A 17,963-nucleotide genomic window follows, 5' to 3' on the forward strand; every position below is an offset into this window, starting at 1 on the left:
GCTCAGTGGCGGTAGAAGATGCGGTCCCGGTACTCCGTCATGACCCGGCCGTTCCACTCGTGGCCGCCGTCGACGTTGCCCGAGCGCAGCATCGGCGGCTCGATGCCCCGGGCCACCAGCTGCTCGACGGCGGCGGCCAGCATCGCCTGCATGATCGCGCTGGTCACCACGGTCGAGGCGGGGGCGAAGGGGGCGTCGACGCCGGGAGCCGTCAGCTCCGCGTCGCCGATCGCGATCTTGCTGTCCAGGACGATGTCGCAGTGGTCGCGCAGGAAGCCGCCCGAGGCGTGCCGGGAGCGGGTGCTCTCCGCGTACGCGACCGAGGTGAGACCGATGACCTTCAGTCCGAGGGCGCGGGCGTTCTGCGCCATCTCGACCGGCAGGGCGTTGCGCCCGGACAGCGAGACGATCACCAGGAGGTCCCCGGCGGTGGCGGGGCTGGAGTCCAGGACCGCCGAGGCGAGCCCGTCGACCCGTTCCAGCGCCGAGCCGAGCGTGGCGGGCATGACGTCCACGCCGACCACGCCGGGCACGGTGAGCAGGTTCATCAGCGCCAGGCCGCCCGCGCGGTAGACGACGTCCTGGGCGGCCAGTGAGGAGTGGCCCGCGCCGAAGGCGAAGAGCCTGCCGCCGGACTCGACGGTGTCCGCGACGGCCGCGCCGGCGGCGGCGATGCTGTCCGCCTCCTCGTCCCGCACCCGCGTCAGCAGGCCGATCGCCGCATCGAAGAACTGACCGGCCAGCTTGCTGTCGCTCATCGGGGGGAGCCCTTTCGACGGGGGATGGGGCGGTGCGGGAATGCCGGTGCCGCCGATCACGTTGCGGTCTGGACCAGTGGGCTGTCAATACCGCCTTGTGGTCCCGGTCGCACGCACTTCCCCCGTCTTCCACCGGGGCGGCACGGTTGTCGGCGCTATGCGTCAGAATTGGTGCAGGGCCATCGCACGACGTTTTCTAGTCACAGCATCGAGGGGCACGAATGTCCGGACTGATCGACACCACGGAGATGTATCTCCGCACCATCCTCGAACTGGAAGAGGAAGGCGTGGTCCCCATGCGCGCCCGTATCGCCGAACGGCTGGACCAGAGCGGTCCGACCGTCAGTCAGACGGTGGCCCGCATGGAGCGCGACGGACTGGTCCAGGTCGCCGGGGACCGCCATCTGGAGCTGACGGAGGAGGGCCGCCGTCTCGCCACCCGCGTCATGCGCAAGCACCGGCTCGCCGAGTGTCTGCTCGTGGACGTCATCGGTTTGGAGTGGGAGCAGGTCCACGCCGAGGCCTGCCGCTGGGAGCACGTGATGAGCGAGGCGGTGGAGCGGCGGGTGCTGGAGCTGCTGCGCCACCCGACGGAGTCGCCGTACGGGAATCCCATCCCGGGCCTGGAGGAGCTGGGCGAGAAGGCCGGGGCCGACCCGTTCCTGGACGACTCCATGGTGAGCCTGGCCGAGCTCGACCCGGGCACGGAGGGCAAGACCGTGGTCGTGCGCCGCATCGGGGAGCCGATCCAGACGGACGCCCAGCTGATGTACACGCTGCGCAGGGCCGGGGTGCAGCCCGGGTCCGTCGTCAGCGTGACGGAGTCGCCCGGCGGGGTGCTGGTCGGCTCCAGCGGGGAGGCGGCCGAGCTCGACTCCGAGGTCGCCTCGCACGTCTTCGTCGCCAAGCGCTGACTTGGCTGCCGCCCGATGCTGACGCGTCCGTCGCCCAGTATCGGCCCGGTGGCCGGCCGCGCGTCGGCCACGGCAACACAACCGTGATGTGCGCTTGCCGATTTCCGTCCGGAATGGCAGCGGCCGGACGCGTCACATGCCAGGCTGAGGCCAGGCAGAGGACCTGAGGGTGTCGGCCGGCTCCGGTCGGCACGGTCGGGGAGGGAGCAGGGAATGCGCCCGTCGTACCAACGCGCGCACCGCACGGTGCCCGGCGCGCTTCTCCACGCCCCGAGGAACGCCCTGATCAACGCCCTGCTCAACGCCCTGATTCCGGCAGGTGCGGGGCGGCTCGCGCCGCGGCCTGCCATCGTTGTCGAGGGCCTCGGGCGCGGTGCCCGGACAGGGGGCGGCCCCGGCGTCCGAAGGCGCCGGGGCCGTTCCTCCCCTGTGCTGACCCGGAGCCCCGAGCTCTCAAGGTCAGTTCCCGCGGGCCCCTGTCCCCGAGCGGCCCGCCTCCTGCTGAAGATCTCCCCAGGCCGCTCGGCATCAATCCTTGACCGGTGTCACTCGAACGTGGGGTCTTCGGTGGCGGAACTCATTTTCGTATAGGTGTTCGATAGTCTGGCGGGGTGCGACCACACGGTGATCGAGGACCAGAAGGGGGTGCCAGGATTATGGTGCGGCGCATCGATGTGACCGGAACCGACGGCGTACGCCTCGCGGCATGGGAGTTCGCCGATCCGCCCAAGGGGCGCGCGGAAGCGGATACCGCGCCCGGGGTCTTACTGCTGCACGGGCTGATGGGCCGGGCCTCGCACTGGGCCCCGACCGCCCGCTGGCTGGCCGAACGGCACCGCGCGGTCGGCCTCGACCAGCGGGGCCACGGCCGCAGCGACAAGCCCGCCGACGGCCCGTACACCCGCGACGCGTACGTCTCCGACGCCGAGGCCGCGATCGAACAGCTCGGGCTCGGCCCCGTCACCGTCGTCGGCCACGCCATGGGAGCGCTCACGGGCTGGCAGCTGGCGGCCAAGCGCCCCGACCTCGTCCGCGCCCTCGTCGTCTGCGACATGCGGGCCTCCGCCCTCGGGGCGGCCTCCCAGCGCGAGTGGAGCGACTGGTTCGACTCCTGGCCGCTGCCCTTCGCCACCCTCGCCGACGTACGGAAGTGGTTCGGCGAGGACGACCCCTGGGTGGAGCGGCCGAACCCCTCCCGCGGCGAGTTCTACGCGGAGGTGATGGCCGAGCGGGAAGACGGCTGGCGCCCCGTCTTCTCCCGCCACCAGATGCTCCGGACCCGCGCCACCTGGGTCTTCGACGCCCACTGGGAGGAGCTGGCCCAGGTCCAGTGCCCCGCGCTGGTGCTGCGCGGCCTCGACGGGGAGCTGGGCCGCGCCGAGGCCCAGGAGATGGTCCGGGTCCTGCCCCGCGGCCAGTACGCGGAAGTGGCGGACGCGGGCCACCTCGTCCACTACGACCAGCCGGAGGGCTGGCGGGCCGCGGTCGAACCCTTCCTGGAGCAGGTCGCCGAGGACAACCGGGACGACCGCGAACCGGTATCGCCGTAGCCGTAGTCCCGTAGCCGTAGCCCCGTAGCCCCGGTCAAGATCCGTCGGACACGCCCTGACCGGACACGCCCTAAAGGGTGCCCTCGGCGGGTGGGAAAGCGGTCACCGACTGGTGGCGTACCTCCCAGGTGCCGCCGTCGGCCGTGGCGCCGCGCAGACCGTGCAGGGTCCGGTCGCCGGCGAGGGCCGGGAGGCGAGGGTCCCCCAAGGCGGCGAAGGCGTAGCTGCGGGCCGGGTCCCAGCCGGTGGAGTGGCGCAGCCGGCGGGCGAGCTGGGCGAAGCCGAGCGGGGCCGCGGCCATCACCCACGCGTCCGGTTGCGCCGCCGTCAGCCGGGTCGCCGGGCGCAGCCACGAAGCGGCGCTCTCGGGCCAGTCGACCACGGCGAGCACGGTCCCGCCGCGGGCCTCCCACGCGGCGGTGAAGGCGTCGGCGGCGGCCCTGGAGGGCTCGTCCCTGCTGTGGCCGACCGTGATGGTCCCGATCCGTTCCGCCGGCTCCGTCAGCAGGCGGACCAGGGCGGTGAGTTCCGCGCCGGTGTGGGGTGCGGGCACGGGGGGATCGCCGAACGTGGTCAGGTCCACGGCGCCGATCAGCGGGGAGCGGCGCTGCCGCCACTCCTTGCGGACGTTCATCTCGCTCCTCGCGGGTTCTCAGGGTGCGGCGGGCCTCATGCGGCGTCGTGGAAAACCAGGCCGAGGGTGCGGCGGCGGCCGGAGCGGACGGTGCTCACGCCGTGCCGCATGGGTCCGTTGGACCAGCCGCGCTTGGACGGGACCGGCCGGTCGCGGGTGGTGAAGACCAGTCCGTGACCCTGTGGCAGGGTCGTGGACGAGCCTCGCGTCTGGGCGCGGGGGCGCTGCTCGGTCATGATGAACTCACCGCCGGTGAAGTCGGTTCCGGGTGCGTCGAGGCCGATGACGACCTGGAGGGGGAACACCATGTCGCCGAACACGTCGCGGTGGAGGGCGTTCCAGTCGCCGGGGCCGTAGCGCAGCAGGATCTGGGCCGAGCGGTCCTGCCCGGCGTCGTGGCACATCGTCAGCCACTCCCGCAGGGTGTCGGGCCAGGGCGCGGGACGGCCGAGCTTTCCGGCCCAGTCGCGGGCGATGGGCAGCAGGTGCGGATAGAACGCCTCGCGCAACTCCCTTACGGTGTCCGGCAGATCGTGCGTGAAGTAGCGGTACTGGCCGGAGCCGAAGCGGTGGCGGGCCATGTCGACGGTCGTACGGAAGCGGTCGGCCTCGTCGTACAGTCCGGCGATCTCCGCTGCTTCGGCCGGGGTGAGGAGGGGCCCGGTCAGTGCGCTGCCGTGCGTGTCCAGATCGTCGGTCAGCGCGCTCCAGTCGCCCGCTGCGACCCGGTCGCCCACGGGGACGGCCGATGGGGCGGTGTCGGTCATGGTGGCTCCTTCGAAGAACGTGGGCGGCCCCGGCTTCCGCGGGGGCCACGGGTGGGTGCCGGTCTCGGCTTGTCGCTTCGGCCGGATTCTCCTTCCGGGCGGTACGGGGGACGCTCCACCGCCAACGATGCGACCTGTGCGCCGCTCCGTCCGGCGGAATACGGACACCGTGCTGCGGGCCCTTCACGGCCCGGACGGGTCAGCGGGCGTTGTGGAAGATGACGCCGAGGGTGGTGCGGCGGCCGGACTCCACGGCGTTCGTTCCGTGCCGCATCGGATGGCGGCGGAAGCCTTGCTCGCCCCGCACGGGGCGGTGGCGGACCGGGAAGATCATCGCCTGGCCGAGCTGTGGTTTGACCACGAGGGCCCGCGACTGGGACCGGGGGCGCTGTTCGACGAAGACGTTCTCCCCGCCGGTGAAGTCCTCCCCCGGGCGGGCGAGCATGATGGTGATCTGCAACGGGAAGACGATGTCGCCGTAGACGTCCTGGTGCAGGCAGGCGTAGTCGCCCGGACCGTAGCGCAGGATCAGCGGGGTGGGCCGGCTCTGGCCGCCGGCCGCGCACTCGGCGAGCAGCTGGTCCAGGGTGGCGGGGAAGACGCGCTCGTTCAGCAGCGGCGCCCACTGGTTGGCCATCCACACCAGGGGCGGATACAGCTGTTCGCGCAGCGCCCGGACGAGGGGGATCGCGGCGGGGTCGGCGTAGTACTTGTAGGTGCCGCGGCCGAGCCCGTGTCGCTGCATCACCACGGTGGAGCGGAACAGCGCGGGGTCCTCATAGGTGCTGATGACCTCCTCGCACTGCTCGGGTGAGAGCAGCGGCTCGGTGACCGCCACGCCGTTCTCGTTCAGCTGTGCGTACAGGGCGTCCCAGTCCAGGCCCCGGAGCGCGGGCAGCTCGCTGCTGAACGCCGTCCGCGGGGCCCCGCCGGCCTGGAAGGCATCGTCGAAGAGGGGGGTGGGCAGACCGACGGAGTGGTTCATGGCAGTGCTTTCGCAGTCGGTAGGGGGAGGAGAGGGTAGGGGGGAGAGGGGGGAGAGGGAGCGGACGGGGGAGAGGCACGGGCCGGCGCCCTGGCCCGCCTTCCTCGCCGTGCTACGGGGACGGGGCCGGGACCGGGGCCGGGGTCCGGCGGTCGGGCGGGGTCAGAACAGCCGTGAGGCGGCCACCTCGGGGGGCTCCTCGGAGGTGAGCAGGGCGCGTTTGCGGGCGAGGCCTCCCGCGTAGCCGGTGAGGGAGTTGTCGGCGCCGACGACCCGGTGGCACGGGACGAGGATGCAGAGCGGATTGGCCCCCACGGCCTGGCCGACCCGTTGGGCCAGCCTGGGGGTACCGAGGCGCTCGGCGATGGCCCCGTACGTGGTGGTCCCACCGCGGGGGACGGCCTTGACCAGGGCCCAGACCGCGTGCTGGAAGGCGTCTCCCTCGGGCGCGAGAGGCAGATCGAAGTCGTGGCGCCGCCCGGCGAGGTAGGCGTGGAGCTGATCGGCGGCCTCGGCGAAGAGGGAGTGCTCCTCGGCCGGGACCCGGGGCCCGAGCCTCTCCTCGGCGGGGCGGCGGACGTGGTCGGCGAAGTACAGGCCGCACAGGGCCTGGCCCCGGGCGACGACGGTGAGGGGGCCGAGGCCGGAGTCGATGACGGTGTGCCGGGTGTCCATGGTCGGTCCTCGTGTCTGGGCGGGCGGCGGTGCGGTCCGGGCGGACGCGGTGCTCATCCTCCGGTGGCCGGCGGGGTGTTTCTGTCCAGGCGGCCGAAGTCGGAGTCGCAGGGCCAGCTGCAGAACCCGGCGCGCTCCACCTCTTCGTAGAAGGGGATGCCGTCGTCGCCGCGGTGGGCGGCGCGGTCGTGGTGCAGATGGACGAGCGGGTCGCCGTGCCGGTCCATCGGGCCGTACCGTTCGGCGCGCCAGACGAAGTCCTGGTCCTCGCCGCCCCAGCCGCAGAACCGCTCGTCCATGCCGCCGATCCGGGTGAACAGGTCTTCGCGCAGCCATACGCAGCCCCCTGGAGGCCGGCGCAGGACGACCCCGCGCAACCGGTCCTGGCCGGGCTCGGGGGCCCCGTCGAGGCAGCGGGCACGGACGGCGCGGGAGCTGGCGGAGGGGTCGAGGAAGAGCATGTCCTCGAACGGCCAGTGGGCCTGGGTCCCGGGGCGGGCGAACCGTTCGACGGCGCGGCCGACGAAATCGCGGTCGACGAGGATGTCACCGTCCAGGACGCAGAGCAGTTCGGCGGGGCGGGCGCCGTGCACCACGCCGACGTTCACCGTCCAGGACTTGTTGAACCGTCCATGATCGGGGGCGAACACGTAGGCGTCGCAGGCGTCGGCGAACAGATCGCGCCAGCGGGGCCGACTGTCGCTCTCCACCACGATGACGCGGTAGCGGTCGCGGGGGTGCGACTGGTCGGCGAGCGCGTTGAGGACGGCTGCCAGGTTGTGGACCCGGCCGGTGGCGTCGTCGGGGGCGCGGAACGGGATGACCACGGCGGCGTCCACCGGGTGATCGCCGCGGTGCGGCTTGCGAGCTGCCGCGGCCACCAGGTCCTCGGCGCCGGGTACTTCCCCGTCGGGCCCCGGCCGGCCGGGGGCGCCGGGCTGGACGAGCAGCCGGGAGAGCGTCTCGGTGCGGGCGGCGGCGGCCCGCAGCGCGTCGACGGCGTCGCTCTCCCCGCCGGGACGGGTCAGCAACGAGGTGAGCGCCATGGTGAGTGCCGCTGCGGCGGTGCCGTCGGCGGGGTCGCCGGTGAGGCGTTCCGCAGCGGTCCGGACGCGGTCGTCGTCGATCGCGGTGAGTGCCCTCACGGCGGTGTGGTGGGCGTCGGCCGACCAGTCCCAGTAGTCGGGAGCGGTTGCTCGGCAGTCCAGGTCGTGGACCAGGATCAGGCTGCTGGTGGCCGAGGCGGCCAGTGCGGCGGGCTCGGACGGGCGGGCGGCGGACATGTTCGGGGCTCCCCAGGGGCATCGGGTGAGTTCGGTGACGTCGGCCGGGCCGACGTACGGGGTCGGCGGTCAGCGGCCGTCGAGGTCCTGGGCCCAGCGCAGGGTGGTGAGGTCGGGCACGATCACGTCGGCCTGGGCGAGGTCGGCCTCGGTGTGGGTGGTGGTGAGCGCGACGCAGCGCAGCCCGGCGGCCGTGGCGGCCCCGAGCCCGGCCGGGGCGTCCTCGAAGGCGATCCCGTCGGCGGGATGGACCCCGAGAGCCCGGCAGGCGGCCAGGTACCCCTCGGGGTCGGGCTTGCCGGCCTGGACGTCCTCGGCGGTGATGATGACCTGGAACAGTTCGGCACCGCCGACGTGGGCGAGCAGCTCGGTGGCGTGGGCCCGCAGGCCCGAGGTGACCACGGCGAGGGGCACGCCGCGGGAGTGCAGGTCGGCTAGGAGGTCGGCGGCCCCCGGGACGGCGTACGGCGGCGGGCTGTCCGGGCCCATCAGATAGCCGCACGCCTCTTCGAACAGTTCGTCGACGGTGGGCCCGTCGAAACGGTGGACGTGGTCGGCGAGCGCTTCCTGGCCGCGACGCCCGACGAAGGTCGCCAGCAGCGCGTCGTCGCAGGGCAGGCCGTGGTTGGTGAAGAGCCGGGTCCAGGCGGCACGGCTGCGGTGCTCCGTCGCCACCAGGGTGCCGTCGAGGTCGAACAGGGCTGCCTTCGCCTGGATGTGGTGCGGTTCGGGCGCTGTCATCGCTGGTCGTCCTTCGTCGTTCGGCCGGTTCTCGCCGGTGGCGGGTGCGGATCAGTCGGCAGTGGGCGTCGTGTGTCCGGTGTTCTCCTTGGTGGAGAACACCGTGGTGGGCGCGACGGTTGCGTCGGCCCTGCCGCCGGGGTCCGGGGGCACGTCCGGTGCGGTGCTGATGGCACGGAGCGCGGCGAAGCCGCAGAGCCCGGCGATGAGGGCGAGCCCGGCGCAGGTGAGGACCCAGGCGGTCGCGGACCCCGACCAGTCGCTGCGGCCGAGCCAGGAGTAGGCGGCGCCGAAGAGAGCGACGCCGGTGACCCCGACGACGGTGGAGAGGGTGTTGACGGTGCCGCTGAGCGTGCCCGCGTGGCGCGGCGAGACGGTGGCCGTGAGGAGGTTGAGCAGGGAGGTGTGGTTGATGCCGAGGCCGAAGCCCCCGATGCAGAGCACGGCGGTCAGCGGCCAGATGGCGGTGCCCGTACCGGCGGGTACGAAGGACGCGAGCGCGTACGAGACCGTGAGCATGGCGCAGCCGATGAACGGGAGGAAGCGGGTCAGGGCCTGCGGGGAGCGGGCGAAGGCGGGGCCGGCGAGGCCGAAGGCGAGGACCCAGCCGAGCGGGACGAGGCCCGCCTGCCAGGGCGGGAGGCCCAGCTGCTGCTGCAAGTGGAGGGAGAGCAGGTAGAGCATGGCGATGTAGGTCAGCGTGGTGCCGGCGTAGGAGGCCAGTGACCAGCGGACGCTGGTGGCGCTCAGGGGGCGCAGGTCGAGCGCGGGGGTGCCGTTGCGGGCGATGACCCGCCGTTCGGTACGGACGAACTGGACGGCGAGCGGTACGGCCGCGGCCAACAGCACCCAGATCCAGTCGGGCCGCTCCAGACTGAGCGGGATGAGGACGGCGAGCGTGGTGGCGGCGAGCAGCACGGTGCCGGGGATGTCGTTGTCGCCGCGTGCGACCGTGGTGGCGGGCCGGTCGTGCGGGAGCAGGAACAGGCCGAGCGCCAGGATCAGTACGCCGATGGGCACGTTGATCAGGAAGACGGCCCGCCAGCCGGTGCCCAGCAGGTCGGCGGAGACGATGGTGCCGCCGAGGACCTGGCCGAGCGCGGCACCGCCGGAGAGGGTGAGGACGTTCCAGCCCAGGGCGCGGGCGCGGGCCGGGCCGGAGAACCAGCGGTGGATGCCGACCAGCACCTGGGCGATCATCAGGGCGGTGGCGGCCCCTTGCAGGCACCGTCCGAAGATGAGAACGGCGGCGCTGGTCGCCACTCCGCATATGACGGAGGCGAAGGTGAAGAGCGCCAGGCCCCACAGATAGACCCGGCGGACGCCCTGGCGTTCGCCGAGCCGGGCGGCCGGGGCGAGGAGCACCGCGGAGCAGAGCGCGTAGGCGGTGACGATGAGCGTCAGTTCGGAGCTGCCGACGTCGAGGTCGACGCTGATCGCGGGTACGGCGAGGTTGACGATCGCCAGGTCGATGTTGGCCATCGCCTGTCCGACCAGCAGCACGAGGAGGGCGGCGGTGCCGCCGAGTCCGCTGCGGCCGCCGGTGGTGGTGTGCACGGGTTTCTCCGATCTTCGCTCCCCGCCGGGGAGGGGGGCCGTCCGCCCGGACGGCCCCGATGGGCCGCCGGTGGCCGTCCCGGCGGTGTCTGTCCGGCCGGTGGCCGGGGTCAGACCGTCGTGGCGTCCAGGTCCAGGTCCTCGTAGGCGGCCGCCCAGGGGAGGCGGCTCTCGATGGCGGCCGCGGCGCGGACGACGAGGGCGTCGTTCCTGCGGCGGGCGGCGAGCTGGAGGCCGACGGGGACGCCGTTGCGGGCCCGGCCGACGGGGACGGACGCGGCGGGGCTGCCGATCAGGTTGAACGGGCTGGTGAGGGACCAGCCGACGAACGGGTCGACGGCCTGGCCCATGACGGTGTCGGGGCCGACCGTGTCGCGTCCGGCGGAGTTGGGGATGCCGGCGACGGCGTTCACCGGGCTGATCACGAGGTCGTAGCGGTCGAAGAGCTCCTCGAAGGCGTAGAGCACCCGGGTGCGGTCGAGGTCCTCCAGGCGGAAGTCGACGGCGCTGAACGACTCGCCGACCCGGACGGAGTCGAGGTAGCCCTGGTCGATGGAGCCGGCGTACGCACCGAGCAGATCGATCCCGTTGTCGCGGGAGATGGCGGCGGACTCGGCGTGCGCGACCGACAGGTATCGGCGCCACATGGCGGTGAGGTCCCCGTGCGGCAGGGGCAGCCGGAAGTCGACCTCCTCGACCGTGGCGCCGGCGTCGCGGAGCGCGGGCAGGGCGGCCCGGACGATGGCCTCGACCTCCGGCTCGACCGGGTAGCCGCCGAGGTCGGGGCTGTAGCCGACGGTGAGACCGGTGAGGTCCCCGTGGAGAGCGTCGGTGAGGCGCTCGGGGGCGGGAAACGAGTAGGGGTCGTAGGCGTGGGCGCCGGACATCAGGTCGACGCCGAGGGCGGCGTCCGCGACGGTGCGGGCGAGAGGCGCGTAGCAGACCATCGGGTTGAGCCGGCGGAAGGCGTTGGGCCGGGCGGGCACCGGGACCCGGCCGAAGGTCGGCATCAGGGTGAAGACCCCGCAGAAGGCGGCGGGCACGCGCAGTGAGCCGCCGGCGTCGGACCCCTGGGCGAGCGGCACCATGCCGGAGGAGACCGCGGCGGCGCTGCCGCCGGAGGAGCCGCCGGCGTTCATGGTGCGGTTGAAGGGCGTGGAGGCGGGGCCGAACAGCGCGCTGTCGGTGGTGGCCTTGAAGCCGAACTCGGGGGTGTTGGTCTTGCCCACGACGATCGCGCCGGCCTGTTCGAGCTTCTCGACGCAGAGGATGGTCTCCTGCGGGATGTCCTCGGCGAAGACCAGGGAACCCCGGGCCATCCGGACCCCGGCCACCGGATCGAGGTCCTTCACGCCGATGGGGACACCGTGCAGCGGACCGGTCGCGGTGCCGTCGCCGACGGCCCGTTCGGCCGCTGCGGCCCGGTCGAGAGCGCGCTCACCGCAGACGGTGACGAAGGCGTTGACGGCCGGGTTCATCTTCTCGATCCGGTCCAGCGCCGCCTGGACCGCTTCGACCGGGGAGATCTCGCGGTTGCGGATCGCCTCGGCCAGCCGGATGGCGCTCAGCTCGGTGGGTTCGCTCATCTCACGCCTCGCCTGGTGTGTCGGGTGTCTGATCGGTTCGACGTGGGAGGAAACACCGGAAGCGGCGCCCTGGTTGCACGGTGGCGCCGCGACGGGGCGGCGGATCGGGCGCGGGCCGTGGACCCGCACCGCCGTCGCCGGGGCTCCCGAGGGGCTACCGGAGTGCCGGGGACCGCACTATTCTCGCCGCGCGCAGTCAGGTCTAGACCTATCGGAGGTTCTGGTCATGCTCGGCTTACCCGGTCCGTCTCGACCCCGGCCCGCCCGTCCCGCTGCCTCGGAGATGCTGAGACTTCTCAGCGGCCACTTCGCCCGTGCGGAGCCCCGGGACCTGGCGCTCGCCTATGTCCATGCGCTGCTGGCCGACCCCGCCCGGGGCAGCGCCGCGGAGATCGCCGCCCGGGCGGGCTCCGGCAGCGTGTGGAGCACACAGCGGCTGCTCACTCGCACCGTGTGGGACGCCGACCTGCTGCGCGACAGCATCCGCGCCTACGTCGTGCCGCGGCTGGGGGCCTCCGAGCCCTGCGTGGTGCTCTGCCGCCAGGAGACGGTGCGGGCGGGCACCGGCGCGGTCGCGGTCGCCCCGGCGGGGAGGGGGCGGGAGCGCAACACCCAGGTCGCGGCCCTGCTCTGCTATGTGTCGGAGGGCGTGGGCGGCCTGATCGACCGGGAACTGCACCTGCCGCCGCAGTGGACCTCGGACCCGGCACGCTGCGTCCGGGCCGGAGTGCCGCCGGAGCGGATACGGCCACAGAGCATGGCCGACCTCGGCCAGGAGATGCTGGAGCGCGCGCTCGCGGCCTCGGTCCCCATCGGCTGGGTGTTCGGAGGACCGGAATTCGCCGGCCCCGGACTGCGCCAGTGGCTGTGTCTCCGGCGCCTCCCGTTCTGCGTCGAACTGCCGCAGATCCCCGGCCCCCCGCCGCCGCCCGCCGAACTGCGGCAGAAGGAGTCCTGGCAACTGGTCAGCCGGAGCCTCGGAGCGGCGTTCGGGCACCCGGCCCCCGGCTTCGGCCTCACTCTCCTCGCCCGCCGTCAGCCCTCGGGCGGTATCTCCCGCTTTCTGCTGCACGCCTCGCTCTCCGCCCCCGGCATCCCGGTGGCCCGGACGATGGCGGCGGCGGGCCCGGCCGCGGTCAAAGCCGTTCACGAGGCCGACACCCGAGCCGGGCTCAGCAGCCACCAAGTGCGCAGTTGGGTGGCCTGGTACCGGCACACCACCCTGGCGATGACGGCCGCCGCGCTGCTACTGGAGGCGCCCCGGGGCCGGTGAAGCCCGGTTCTCCGCATCCGGTGAAGCCGAACCGGGCCGGAACCGGCGGTCGCCGAGCCCCACCAGGAGGACAAGTACTGCTCCTCGGTATGCGTCCTTGCCCCTCACCCGGGGCAATGTTCTAATCGACCTGGCGCAGCGGGAAACGGAACACTGGAATTCGCATCCGGACCCGCCGTCGCTACCAGTTGTTCGACTTTTCGACACTGCCCGTAGATTCATGTTCTTCTCGCTTGCGGTGCTTTTTCCGAACGGGATAAGGGGCGAACGGGAGCCCCTGTTCGGATGGCTCGGCGCCGTTTCTCGTACAGCGTGTCTCGAATGCCATTCCGTTTAGGAGTCTGCGAATCGACATGCCTCAATTGACGAGCATCACCGATCTGACGGCTGAGGGAGACATACGACTGGCCCTGGCGGGACTCCGCTCCAGGGCCCAGGAACTCAGCCGGGTCGCGGAGGCGACGGCCCAGGTGCTGGCCGCGCCGGACGGACTGTCGACGGCGCTCCCCGCGTTCCGGGAGTTCGCCCGCGAGTCGGTGCCGCGCTGGCACTTCGCCATGCTCAACGACCACGAGCGCAACGACGCCCTGGCCACGGCCCTGGAGCGGGTCGTTCCGCAGGGCGGGACCGTGCTGGACATCGGCGCGGGCACCGGCCTGCTGGCGATGATGGCTGTACGCGCCGGGGCCGCCCATGTGTACAGCTGCGAGGCGAACCCGCTGATGGCGGAGGTGGCCCGGCAGGTGGTGGCGGCCGAGGGCCTCGCCGACCAGGTGACCGTGATGGCCTGCCGCTCCGACGAACTGGTGGTCGGCCGGGAGCTGCCCCGGCGGGTGGACGCGATGGTCTCCGAGATCGTGGACTGCGGTCTGATCGGCGAGGGCATCCTGCCGTCGATCCGGCACGCGCGCCGGGAACTCCTGGCCCCGGGCGGGGTGATGCTCCCGCGGCGGGCCCGGCTGCTGGGCTCGCTGCTGCAGAGCGAGAACGCGCTGAACCTGAACCGGGTCGGCTCGGCCAGCGGCTTCGACGTCTCCCGCCTGAACTCCTTCGCCACGCCCGGCCACTTCCCGATACGCCTGCACACCTGGCCGCATCGGGCGCTCTCGGAACCGGTGGAACTGGTCTCCTTCGACTTCGCCGCGGACCCGCTGGAGCCCGGCGCGCGCAAACTCACGATGCCGGTGAGCGAGTCGGGAACGGTGCACGGCCTGGCCGCCTGGTTCGAACTGGACCTCGGAGGCGGTGTCACCCTGCGCAACTCGCCGGAGAACATCGGCTCCCACTGGATGCAGGCGCTGATCCCGCTGGCCGAGCCCGTCGACGTGGAGGCCGGCTCCACTCTGATGCTCGACCTCTCCTGGAGCGAGACCAGCCTCTCCCTCGCGTGACCGCTCCGCGCGACACCGCCCGGACCGCGGCCCCGTACATCCCTCAGCGGAAGGCAGACCCGAACATGTCCCACGCGCCTGTTCCCTACCAGCCGTTCGAACTGCGCGGTGACGCGCTCCGCGAGGCCGTTGTCGCCTACGCGGCCAACCCGGTCTACACGGACAACGAGGAGTGGGAGAACTCCGACAACCCCTACCGCCGGCAACTGCGCCCCCAGGTGCTGCCGTACCTGGACTTCGACCGGGTGCCGGGCCGGGAGCAGGTCCTGGAGTACAGCAGCCTGGCCGCCCAGCGTCTGCTCACCAGCATCTACGAGGCCGACCTGGTGTTCTTCCCGAAGGCCGGGCTGGGCGAGCTGACCGAGGACTTCCGCCGCTACTACAGCCCGGGCAACCGGGCCCGCGGCGAGATGATCAGGCCGGCGCTGGAACGCTTCGCCTTCGGCTTCCTCGACCAGGAGGTCGAGGTGAGCGGTGACTGGACCACCGAGGGCCTGCTCACCTATCTGGAGGGCCTGGACGTCTACGCCCAGGGCGAGGCATCCCCCGCGGAGAAGGCGATCCGCGACTCCGCCGACCCGCGGCGGGCGGCCCGGATGTGGCTGATCCAGTTCGCCCCCGATTTCCTCTCCGAGGCTTCACCGATGGCCCGGAACGTGCTGGGCTATTACGGCCCCGAGCAGTCCGAATGGTTCAAGATCCTGATCGACGAATACGGTTACGGCGTCCACGACACCAAACACAGCACCCTTTTCGAAGCCACCTTGGAATCCGTCGGCCTGGGTTCCGACGTCCACCGGTACTGGCAGTACTACCTGGTGTCCAGCCTGGCGCTGAACAACTACTTCCACTATCTGGGAAAGAACCACGAGAACTTCTTCCGGTACGTCGGTGCGCTGTACTACACGGAAAGCACGCTGGTCGATTTCTGCCGTCGCGCGGAGAGCCTTCTCGCGGACGTGTTCGACGGTGCCGCGGACGCCCGGTACTTCTCGGAGCACGTCCACATCGATCAGCACCACGGGCGGATGGCGCTGGACAAGCTGGTCAAGCCGCTGATCGAGCGTCATGGCGAGCAGATCATCCCGGAAATCGTGCGCGGCATCGAGGAGTTCCGACTGCTGAGCACCATCGCGGACGACGACTTCGCCACCCAGATCGCGTGGATGGACGACGCCGACCGGTACAAGGACCTGCACGCCCCCGTGTACGCGGCGATCCAGGAAGGCCGGATCACCCCTCCCCTGGCCGACATCGTGGAACCCCACGGCGAACTGTCCAACACCCACAGCCACGAGGGCGACGAACTCTGCCACATCGTCAGCGGCACCATGCGCTTCGTCAGCGGCTTCAACTCCCACCGCATCCTGGAGGCCGGAGAGGGAACGGTGATCCAGCGCAACCGCCTGCACGGCGCGATCATCGAATCCGAGGAGTGCGTCTACCAGATCTACTCGGTCGGAGATCACCGCACATGCCTCTCGTGACCTTCCGGACCAGCGGCGCGGGCAACTGCGTCCGGGTCGCCGACCTGCCGTACGTGTACATCCGCACCGAGGCCGGGGGCGCGGTGCTCCCCGCGTCCTGCCCGCACCGGGGCGGACCGCTGAACCTGGCCGTGCCGGACGCGGACGGCCGACGGCTGGTCTGCCCCTGGCACGAGCGGGGCACCTCGCTCAGCCGACTGCGCCGCCAGGTGCCCGCTGTCCGGTCCGGCGACACCGTCACCGCGGTGCTGCCGGGCCGGGCGGACGCCGCCGTGGAACGCTGCCATCTACCGCTGTCCCCGGCGCTCACCGCCGGGGTCTGAACCGCCGCGGGAGCGGCGTGGGGCCGCCCCGGCAGACAGGATCCCCCGTTGAACCCCTTGCCCGTCTCCCGGACGGCCGTCATCGTCGACCCGTTCTCCTCCGGGGCGCAGTACGCACCGGAGTTCGCCTCCCATGGCATCGCCACGGTCGCGGTCAGCTCGCTGCCGACCGTACCCGCGGCCTACGCCGACTCCTGGGATCCCGCACTCCACCACCGGATCCACACCTTCGACGGGGACCTGGAGCACCTCGTGGCGGCGCTGCGGCCGCTGTCACCGAGCTGTGTGCTGGCGGGTGCCGAGAGCGGCGTCGAACTCGCCGACCGACTCACCGAACGCCTGCTCCCGGAACAGGCCAACGTCCCGGCGCTCGCCGCCGCGCGCCGGGACAAGGGCGCCATGGCCCAGGCCCTGCGCGCCGCCGGCGTGCCCACGATCGCCCAGATCTGCACGGACGATCCGGAGGCGGTCCGGGCCTGGATCGACCGCGAGGGACTGCGCGGCAAGGACCTGGTCGTCAAGCCGCCCAAGAGCGGCAGCACCGACGGGGTCACCCGCGTCCCGTCGGGCACGGACTGGCGGATCCCGTTCGACGCCCAGCTAGGCCGGATCAACCAGTGGCACAACCTCAACGACCGGATGCTGGTCCAAGAGTACGCCCACGGCTCCGAGTTCGTCGTCGACACCTTCAGCCACCGGGGCCGGCACACCGTCGCCGACATCTGCCGCTACGAAAAGGCGGACAACGACGGGCAGATGGCCGTCTACAAGAGCCTCACCTGGGTCGCGCCGGAGACCCCGGAGGTGCCGGTGCTGACCCGCTACGCGGAGGCCGTCCTCGACGCGGTGGGCCTGCGGCACGGCGCCGCGCACATCGAGATCATGCTGACAGCCGCGGGCCCCCGGCTGATCGAGATCAACTCCCGCCCGCACGGGGGCGGTCACCCCGCGTTCAACCTCGCGGCGACCGGGGACAGCCAGGTGCACCGTGCGGTCCGCTGGTTCGCCGGGGAGGAGGCCGCCCCGAAGGGGTACCGCCTGCTGAAGCACATGACCGTGCTGTTCCTGATGGCCCGCCGGCCCGGCACCGTCTCGAACACCGCCGCCCTGCGCGGTATCGGGGAGCTGCCCTCCTACCACCACTCGGCGGTCAAGCTCCGGGACGGCGACCTGATCGAGGTGACCCGGGACCTGCTGGCCACCCTCACCCTCGGCTTCGTCGTCCTGGCCCACCCCGACCCCGAGCAGGTCGCGAAGGACACGGCGGCGGTCCGTGCCATGGAGGACGCCCTGCTCATCACCCCCGCGCCCGTGGCCACCGGGTCGGGCGGCCCCCGGTGACCTCGACGGCCCTCGCCGTAGCGGCCAGCCCGGCCTTCCTCGCCAGCTGCACGGCCGTGATCTGCAGCCCCGGCCCGGACAGCATGCTGGTCCTGCGCCTGATCAGCCGTGCCCGCCGCCGTCCTCCGGTGCTGGCCGCCGCGGCGGGCATGCTGATCGCCGGTGCCGGATACGCCGTCGCGGCGATCACCGGCAGCATGGCCGTGGTGATGCTCCGGCCCGAACTGTTCCTGGCCTGGCAGATCGCCGGCGCATCGGTGCTGGCCCTGACCGGCGCCCGGGCGCTGTGGGAGGCACTGCGGCCCGAGCAGGCCGGCCCGCAGCCCTCCGCGGCCGGAGAGCCGCCGGCCGGCCGGCTGCCGAGACACCTGCTGCTCGGCTTTCTCTGTACCGCCGGAAATCCGAAGGTCGGCCTCTTCCTGACCGTCTTCCTCCCGCAGTTCCTGCCCGTGGAGGCCCCGTCCGCCGCGGCACTGTCCCTGCTGGCCCTGGTGTACCTGGCCATCGGCGCGCTCTGGCTGCTGATCCTCACCGAAGTGGGCGTACGAGTGGTGACGAGGCGGACGGCGGGCGAGGCCGCGTTCCCCCCGCTCGCCGCCCGGATCGGCAACGCCGTCGCGGGCCTCGTCCTCCTGGGCCTCGCCCTCACCCTGTTCGTCCGCTGACCGTCCGGCGGGCGGTCGGACGCCGCCGCACCG

The 17,963-nt window shown here is 72.3% G+C and carries 17 protein-coding genes; 8 read left to right on the forward strand and 9 right to left on the reverse strand.

The features are described from left to right. Window positions 1-2: 2 nt before the first annotated feature. Window positions 3-758, reverse strand: a complete 756-nt coding sequence (locus ACH4KB_RS09675) for an SIS domain-containing protein (RefSeq protein WP_265600043.1) — start codon at window positions 756-758, stop codon at window positions 3-5. A gap of 221 nt (window positions 759-979) precedes the next feature. Between ACH4KB_RS09675 and ACH4KB_RS09680 the strand changes: the two genes are divergently transcribed. Together ACH4KB_RS09680 and ACH4KB_RS09685 are read left to right on the forward strand one after the other, a co-directional pair. Next, entirely contained in the window at window positions 980-1,672 is a 693-nt protein-coding gene (locus tag ACH4KB_RS09680) for a metal-dependent transcriptional regulator (RefSeq protein WP_361875138.1), read from the forward strand. Between the two features lie 656 nt (window positions 1,673-2,328). Next, entirely contained in the window at window positions 2,329-3,222 is an 894-nt protein-coding gene (locus ACH4KB_RS09685; protein ID WP_398065311.1) for an alpha/beta fold hydrolase, read from the forward strand. Between the two features lie 70 nt (window positions 3,223-3,292). Here the strand turns inward: ACH4KB_RS09685 and ACH4KB_RS09690 are convergent, their stop codons facing one another. From ACH4KB_RS09690 to ACH4KB_RS09725, 8 genes are all read right to left on the reverse strand, one after another. After that, entirely contained in the window at window positions 3,293-3,856 is a 564-nt protein-coding gene (locus ACH4KB_RS09690) for an ABC transporter substrate-binding protein (protein WP_398065313.1), read from the reverse strand. Between the two features lie 35 nt (window positions 3,857-3,891). Further along, window positions 3,892-4,623, reverse strand: coding sequence for a 2OG-Fe(II) oxygenase (locus ACH4KB_RS09695; RefSeq protein WP_398065315.1), 732 nt, complete (start codon window positions 4,621-4,623; stop codon window positions 3,892-3,894). A 199-nt stretch (window positions 4,624-4,822) separates the two neighbouring features. Continuing rightward, complete coding sequence (locus ACH4KB_RS09700) at window positions 4,823-5,608, reverse strand: 2OG-Fe(II) oxygenase (RefSeq protein ID WP_398065317.1); 786 nt, start codon at window positions 5,606-5,608, stop codon at window positions 4,823-4,825. Window positions 5,609-5,770: 162 nt separating this feature from the next. Then, window positions 5,771-6,283, reverse strand: coding sequence for a methylated-DNA--[protein]-cysteine S-methyltransferase (locus tag ACH4KB_RS09705; RefSeq protein ID WP_398065319.1), 513 nt, complete (start codon window positions 6,281-6,283; stop codon window positions 5,771-5,773). Window positions 6,284-6,336: 53 nt separating this feature from the next. Continuing rightward, a complete protein-coding gene (locus tag ACH4KB_RS09710; protein ID WP_398065321.1) occupies window positions 6,337-7,566 on the reverse strand; it encodes a glycosyltransferase in 1,230 nt (409 codons plus the stop codon). A gap of 69 nt (window positions 7,567-7,635) precedes the next feature. Then, entirely contained in the window at window positions 7,636-8,307 is a 672-nt protein-coding gene (locus ACH4KB_RS09715; protein WP_398065323.1) for an HAD family hydrolase, read from the reverse strand. 51 nt (window positions 8,308-8,358) lie between these two features. Further along, window positions 8,359-9,864: an MFS transporter gene (locus ACH4KB_RS09720; protein WP_398065325.1), complete on the reverse strand. Its 1,506-nt coding sequence runs from the start codon at window positions 9,862-9,864 to the stop codon at window positions 8,359-8,361. Between the two features lie 110 nt (window positions 9,865-9,974). Beyond that, window positions 9,975-11,450, reverse strand: a complete 1,476-nt coding sequence (locus ACH4KB_RS09725) for an amidase (protein WP_398065327.1) — start codon at window positions 11,448-11,450, stop codon at window positions 9,975-9,977. A 283-nt stretch (window positions 11,451-11,733) separates the two neighbouring features. On the opposite strand from ACH4KB_RS09725, the gene ACH4KB_RS09730 reads away from it, so the two are divergent. The 6 genes from ACH4KB_RS09730 to ACH4KB_RS09755 all read left to right on the forward strand — a co-directional run bounded on the left by ACH4KB_RS09730 (window position 11,734) and on the right by ACH4KB_RS09755 (window position 17,930). Beyond that, window positions 11,734-12,723 (forward strand): transposase, encoded by a 990-nt coding sequence (locus ACH4KB_RS09730; protein ID WP_398065329.1) that lies wholly within the window; start codon window positions 11,734-11,736, stop codon window positions 12,721-12,723. Between the two features lie 353 nt (window positions 12,724-13,076). Continuing rightward, window positions 13,077-14,114: a 50S ribosomal protein L11 methyltransferase gene (locus ACH4KB_RS09735; RefSeq protein WP_398065331.1), complete on the forward strand. Its 1,038-nt coding sequence runs from the start codon at window positions 13,077-13,079 to the stop codon at window positions 14,112-14,114. Window positions 14,115-14,179: 65 nt separating this feature from the next. Beyond that, entirely contained in the window at window positions 14,180-15,601 is a 1,422-nt protein-coding gene (locus ACH4KB_RS09740) for an iron-containing redox enzyme family protein (protein WP_398065333.1), read from the forward strand. Further along, entirely contained in the window at window positions 15,589-15,924 is a 336-nt protein-coding gene (locus ACH4KB_RS09745) for a Rieske 2Fe-2S domain-containing protein (protein WP_398065334.1), read from the forward strand. The genes ACH4KB_RS09740 and ACH4KB_RS09745 overlap by 13 nt, the downstream gene beginning before the upstream one ends. A 48-nt stretch (window positions 15,925-15,972) precedes the next feature. Then, the gene (locus ACH4KB_RS09750) at window positions 15,973-17,265 is read left to right on the forward strand and encodes an ATP-grasp domain-containing protein (protein WP_398065335.1); all 1,293 of its coding nucleotides are present in this window, start codon (window positions 15,973-15,975) and stop codon (window positions 17,263-17,265) included. Beyond that, window positions 17,262-17,930, forward strand: a complete 669-nt coding sequence (locus tag ACH4KB_RS09755) for a LysE family translocator (protein WP_398065336.1) — start codon at window positions 17,262-17,264, stop codon at window positions 17,928-17,930. Before ACH4KB_RS09750 ends, ACH4KB_RS09755 begins: the two co-directional genes overlap by 4 nt. Window positions 17,931-17,963 lie beyond the last annotated feature (33 nt).

It is taken from the genome of Streptomyces sp. NPDC017520, assembly GCF_044329855.1.
Classification (GTDB): domain Bacteria; phylum Actinomycetota; class Actinomycetes; order Streptomycetales; family Streptomycetaceae; genus Streptomyces.

Bases quoted from the DNA above. Each gene is read 5' to 3' on its own strand.
- ACH4KB_RS09675 (WP_265600043.1), bottom strand. From the start codon at position 758: ATGAGCGACAGCAAGCTGGCCGGTCAGTTCTTCGATGCGGCGATCGGC.
- ACH4KB_RS09680 (WP_361875138.1), top strand. From the start codon at position 980: ATGTCCGGACTGATCGACACCACGGAGATGTATCTCCGCACCATCCTC.
- ACH4KB_RS09685 (WP_398065311.1), top strand. From the start codon at position 2,329: ATGGTGCGGCGCATCGATGTGACCGGAACCGACGGCGTACGCCTCGCG.
- ACH4KB_RS09690 (WP_398065313.1), bottom strand. From the start codon at position 3,856: ATGAACGTCCGCAAGGAGTGGCGGCAGCGCCGCTCCCCGCTGATCGGC.
- ACH4KB_RS09695 (WP_398065315.1), bottom strand. From the start codon at position 4,623: ATGACCGACACCGCCCCATCGGCCGTCCCCGTGGGCGACCGGGTCGCA.
- ACH4KB_RS09700 (WP_398065317.1), bottom strand. From the start codon at position 5,608: ATGAACCACTCCGTCGGTCTGCCCACCCCCCTCTTCGACGATGCCTTC.
- ACH4KB_RS09705 (WP_398065319.1), bottom strand. From the start codon at position 6,283: ATGGACACCCGGCACACCGTCATCGACTCCGGCCTCGGCCCCCTCACC.
- ACH4KB_RS09710 (WP_398065321.1), bottom strand. From the start codon at position 7,566: ATGTCCGCCGCCCGCCCGTCCGAGCCCGCCGCACTGGCCGCCTCGGCC.
- ACH4KB_RS09715 (WP_398065323.1), bottom strand. From the start codon at position 8,307: ATGACAGCGCCCGAACCGCACCACATCCAGGCGAAGGCAGCCCTGTTC.
- ACH4KB_RS09725 (WP_398065327.1), bottom strand. From the start codon at position 11,450: ATGAGCGAACCCACCGAGCTGAGCGCCATCCGGCTGGCCGAGGCGATC.
- ACH4KB_RS09730 (WP_398065329.1), top strand. From the start codon at position 11,734: ATGCTGAGACTTCTCAGCGGCCACTTCGCCCGTGCGGAGCCCCGGGAC.
- ACH4KB_RS09735 (WP_398065331.1), top strand. From the start codon at position 13,077: ATGCCTCAATTGACGAGCATCACCGATCTGACGGCTGAGGGAGACATA.
- ACH4KB_RS09740 (WP_398065333.1), top strand. From the start codon at position 14,180: ATGTCCCACGCGCCTGTTCCCTACCAGCCGTTCGAACTGCGCGGTGAC.
- ACH4KB_RS09745 (WP_398065334.1), top strand. From the start codon at position 15,589: ATGCCTCTCGTGACCTTCCGGACCAGCGGCGCGGGCAACTGCGTCCGG.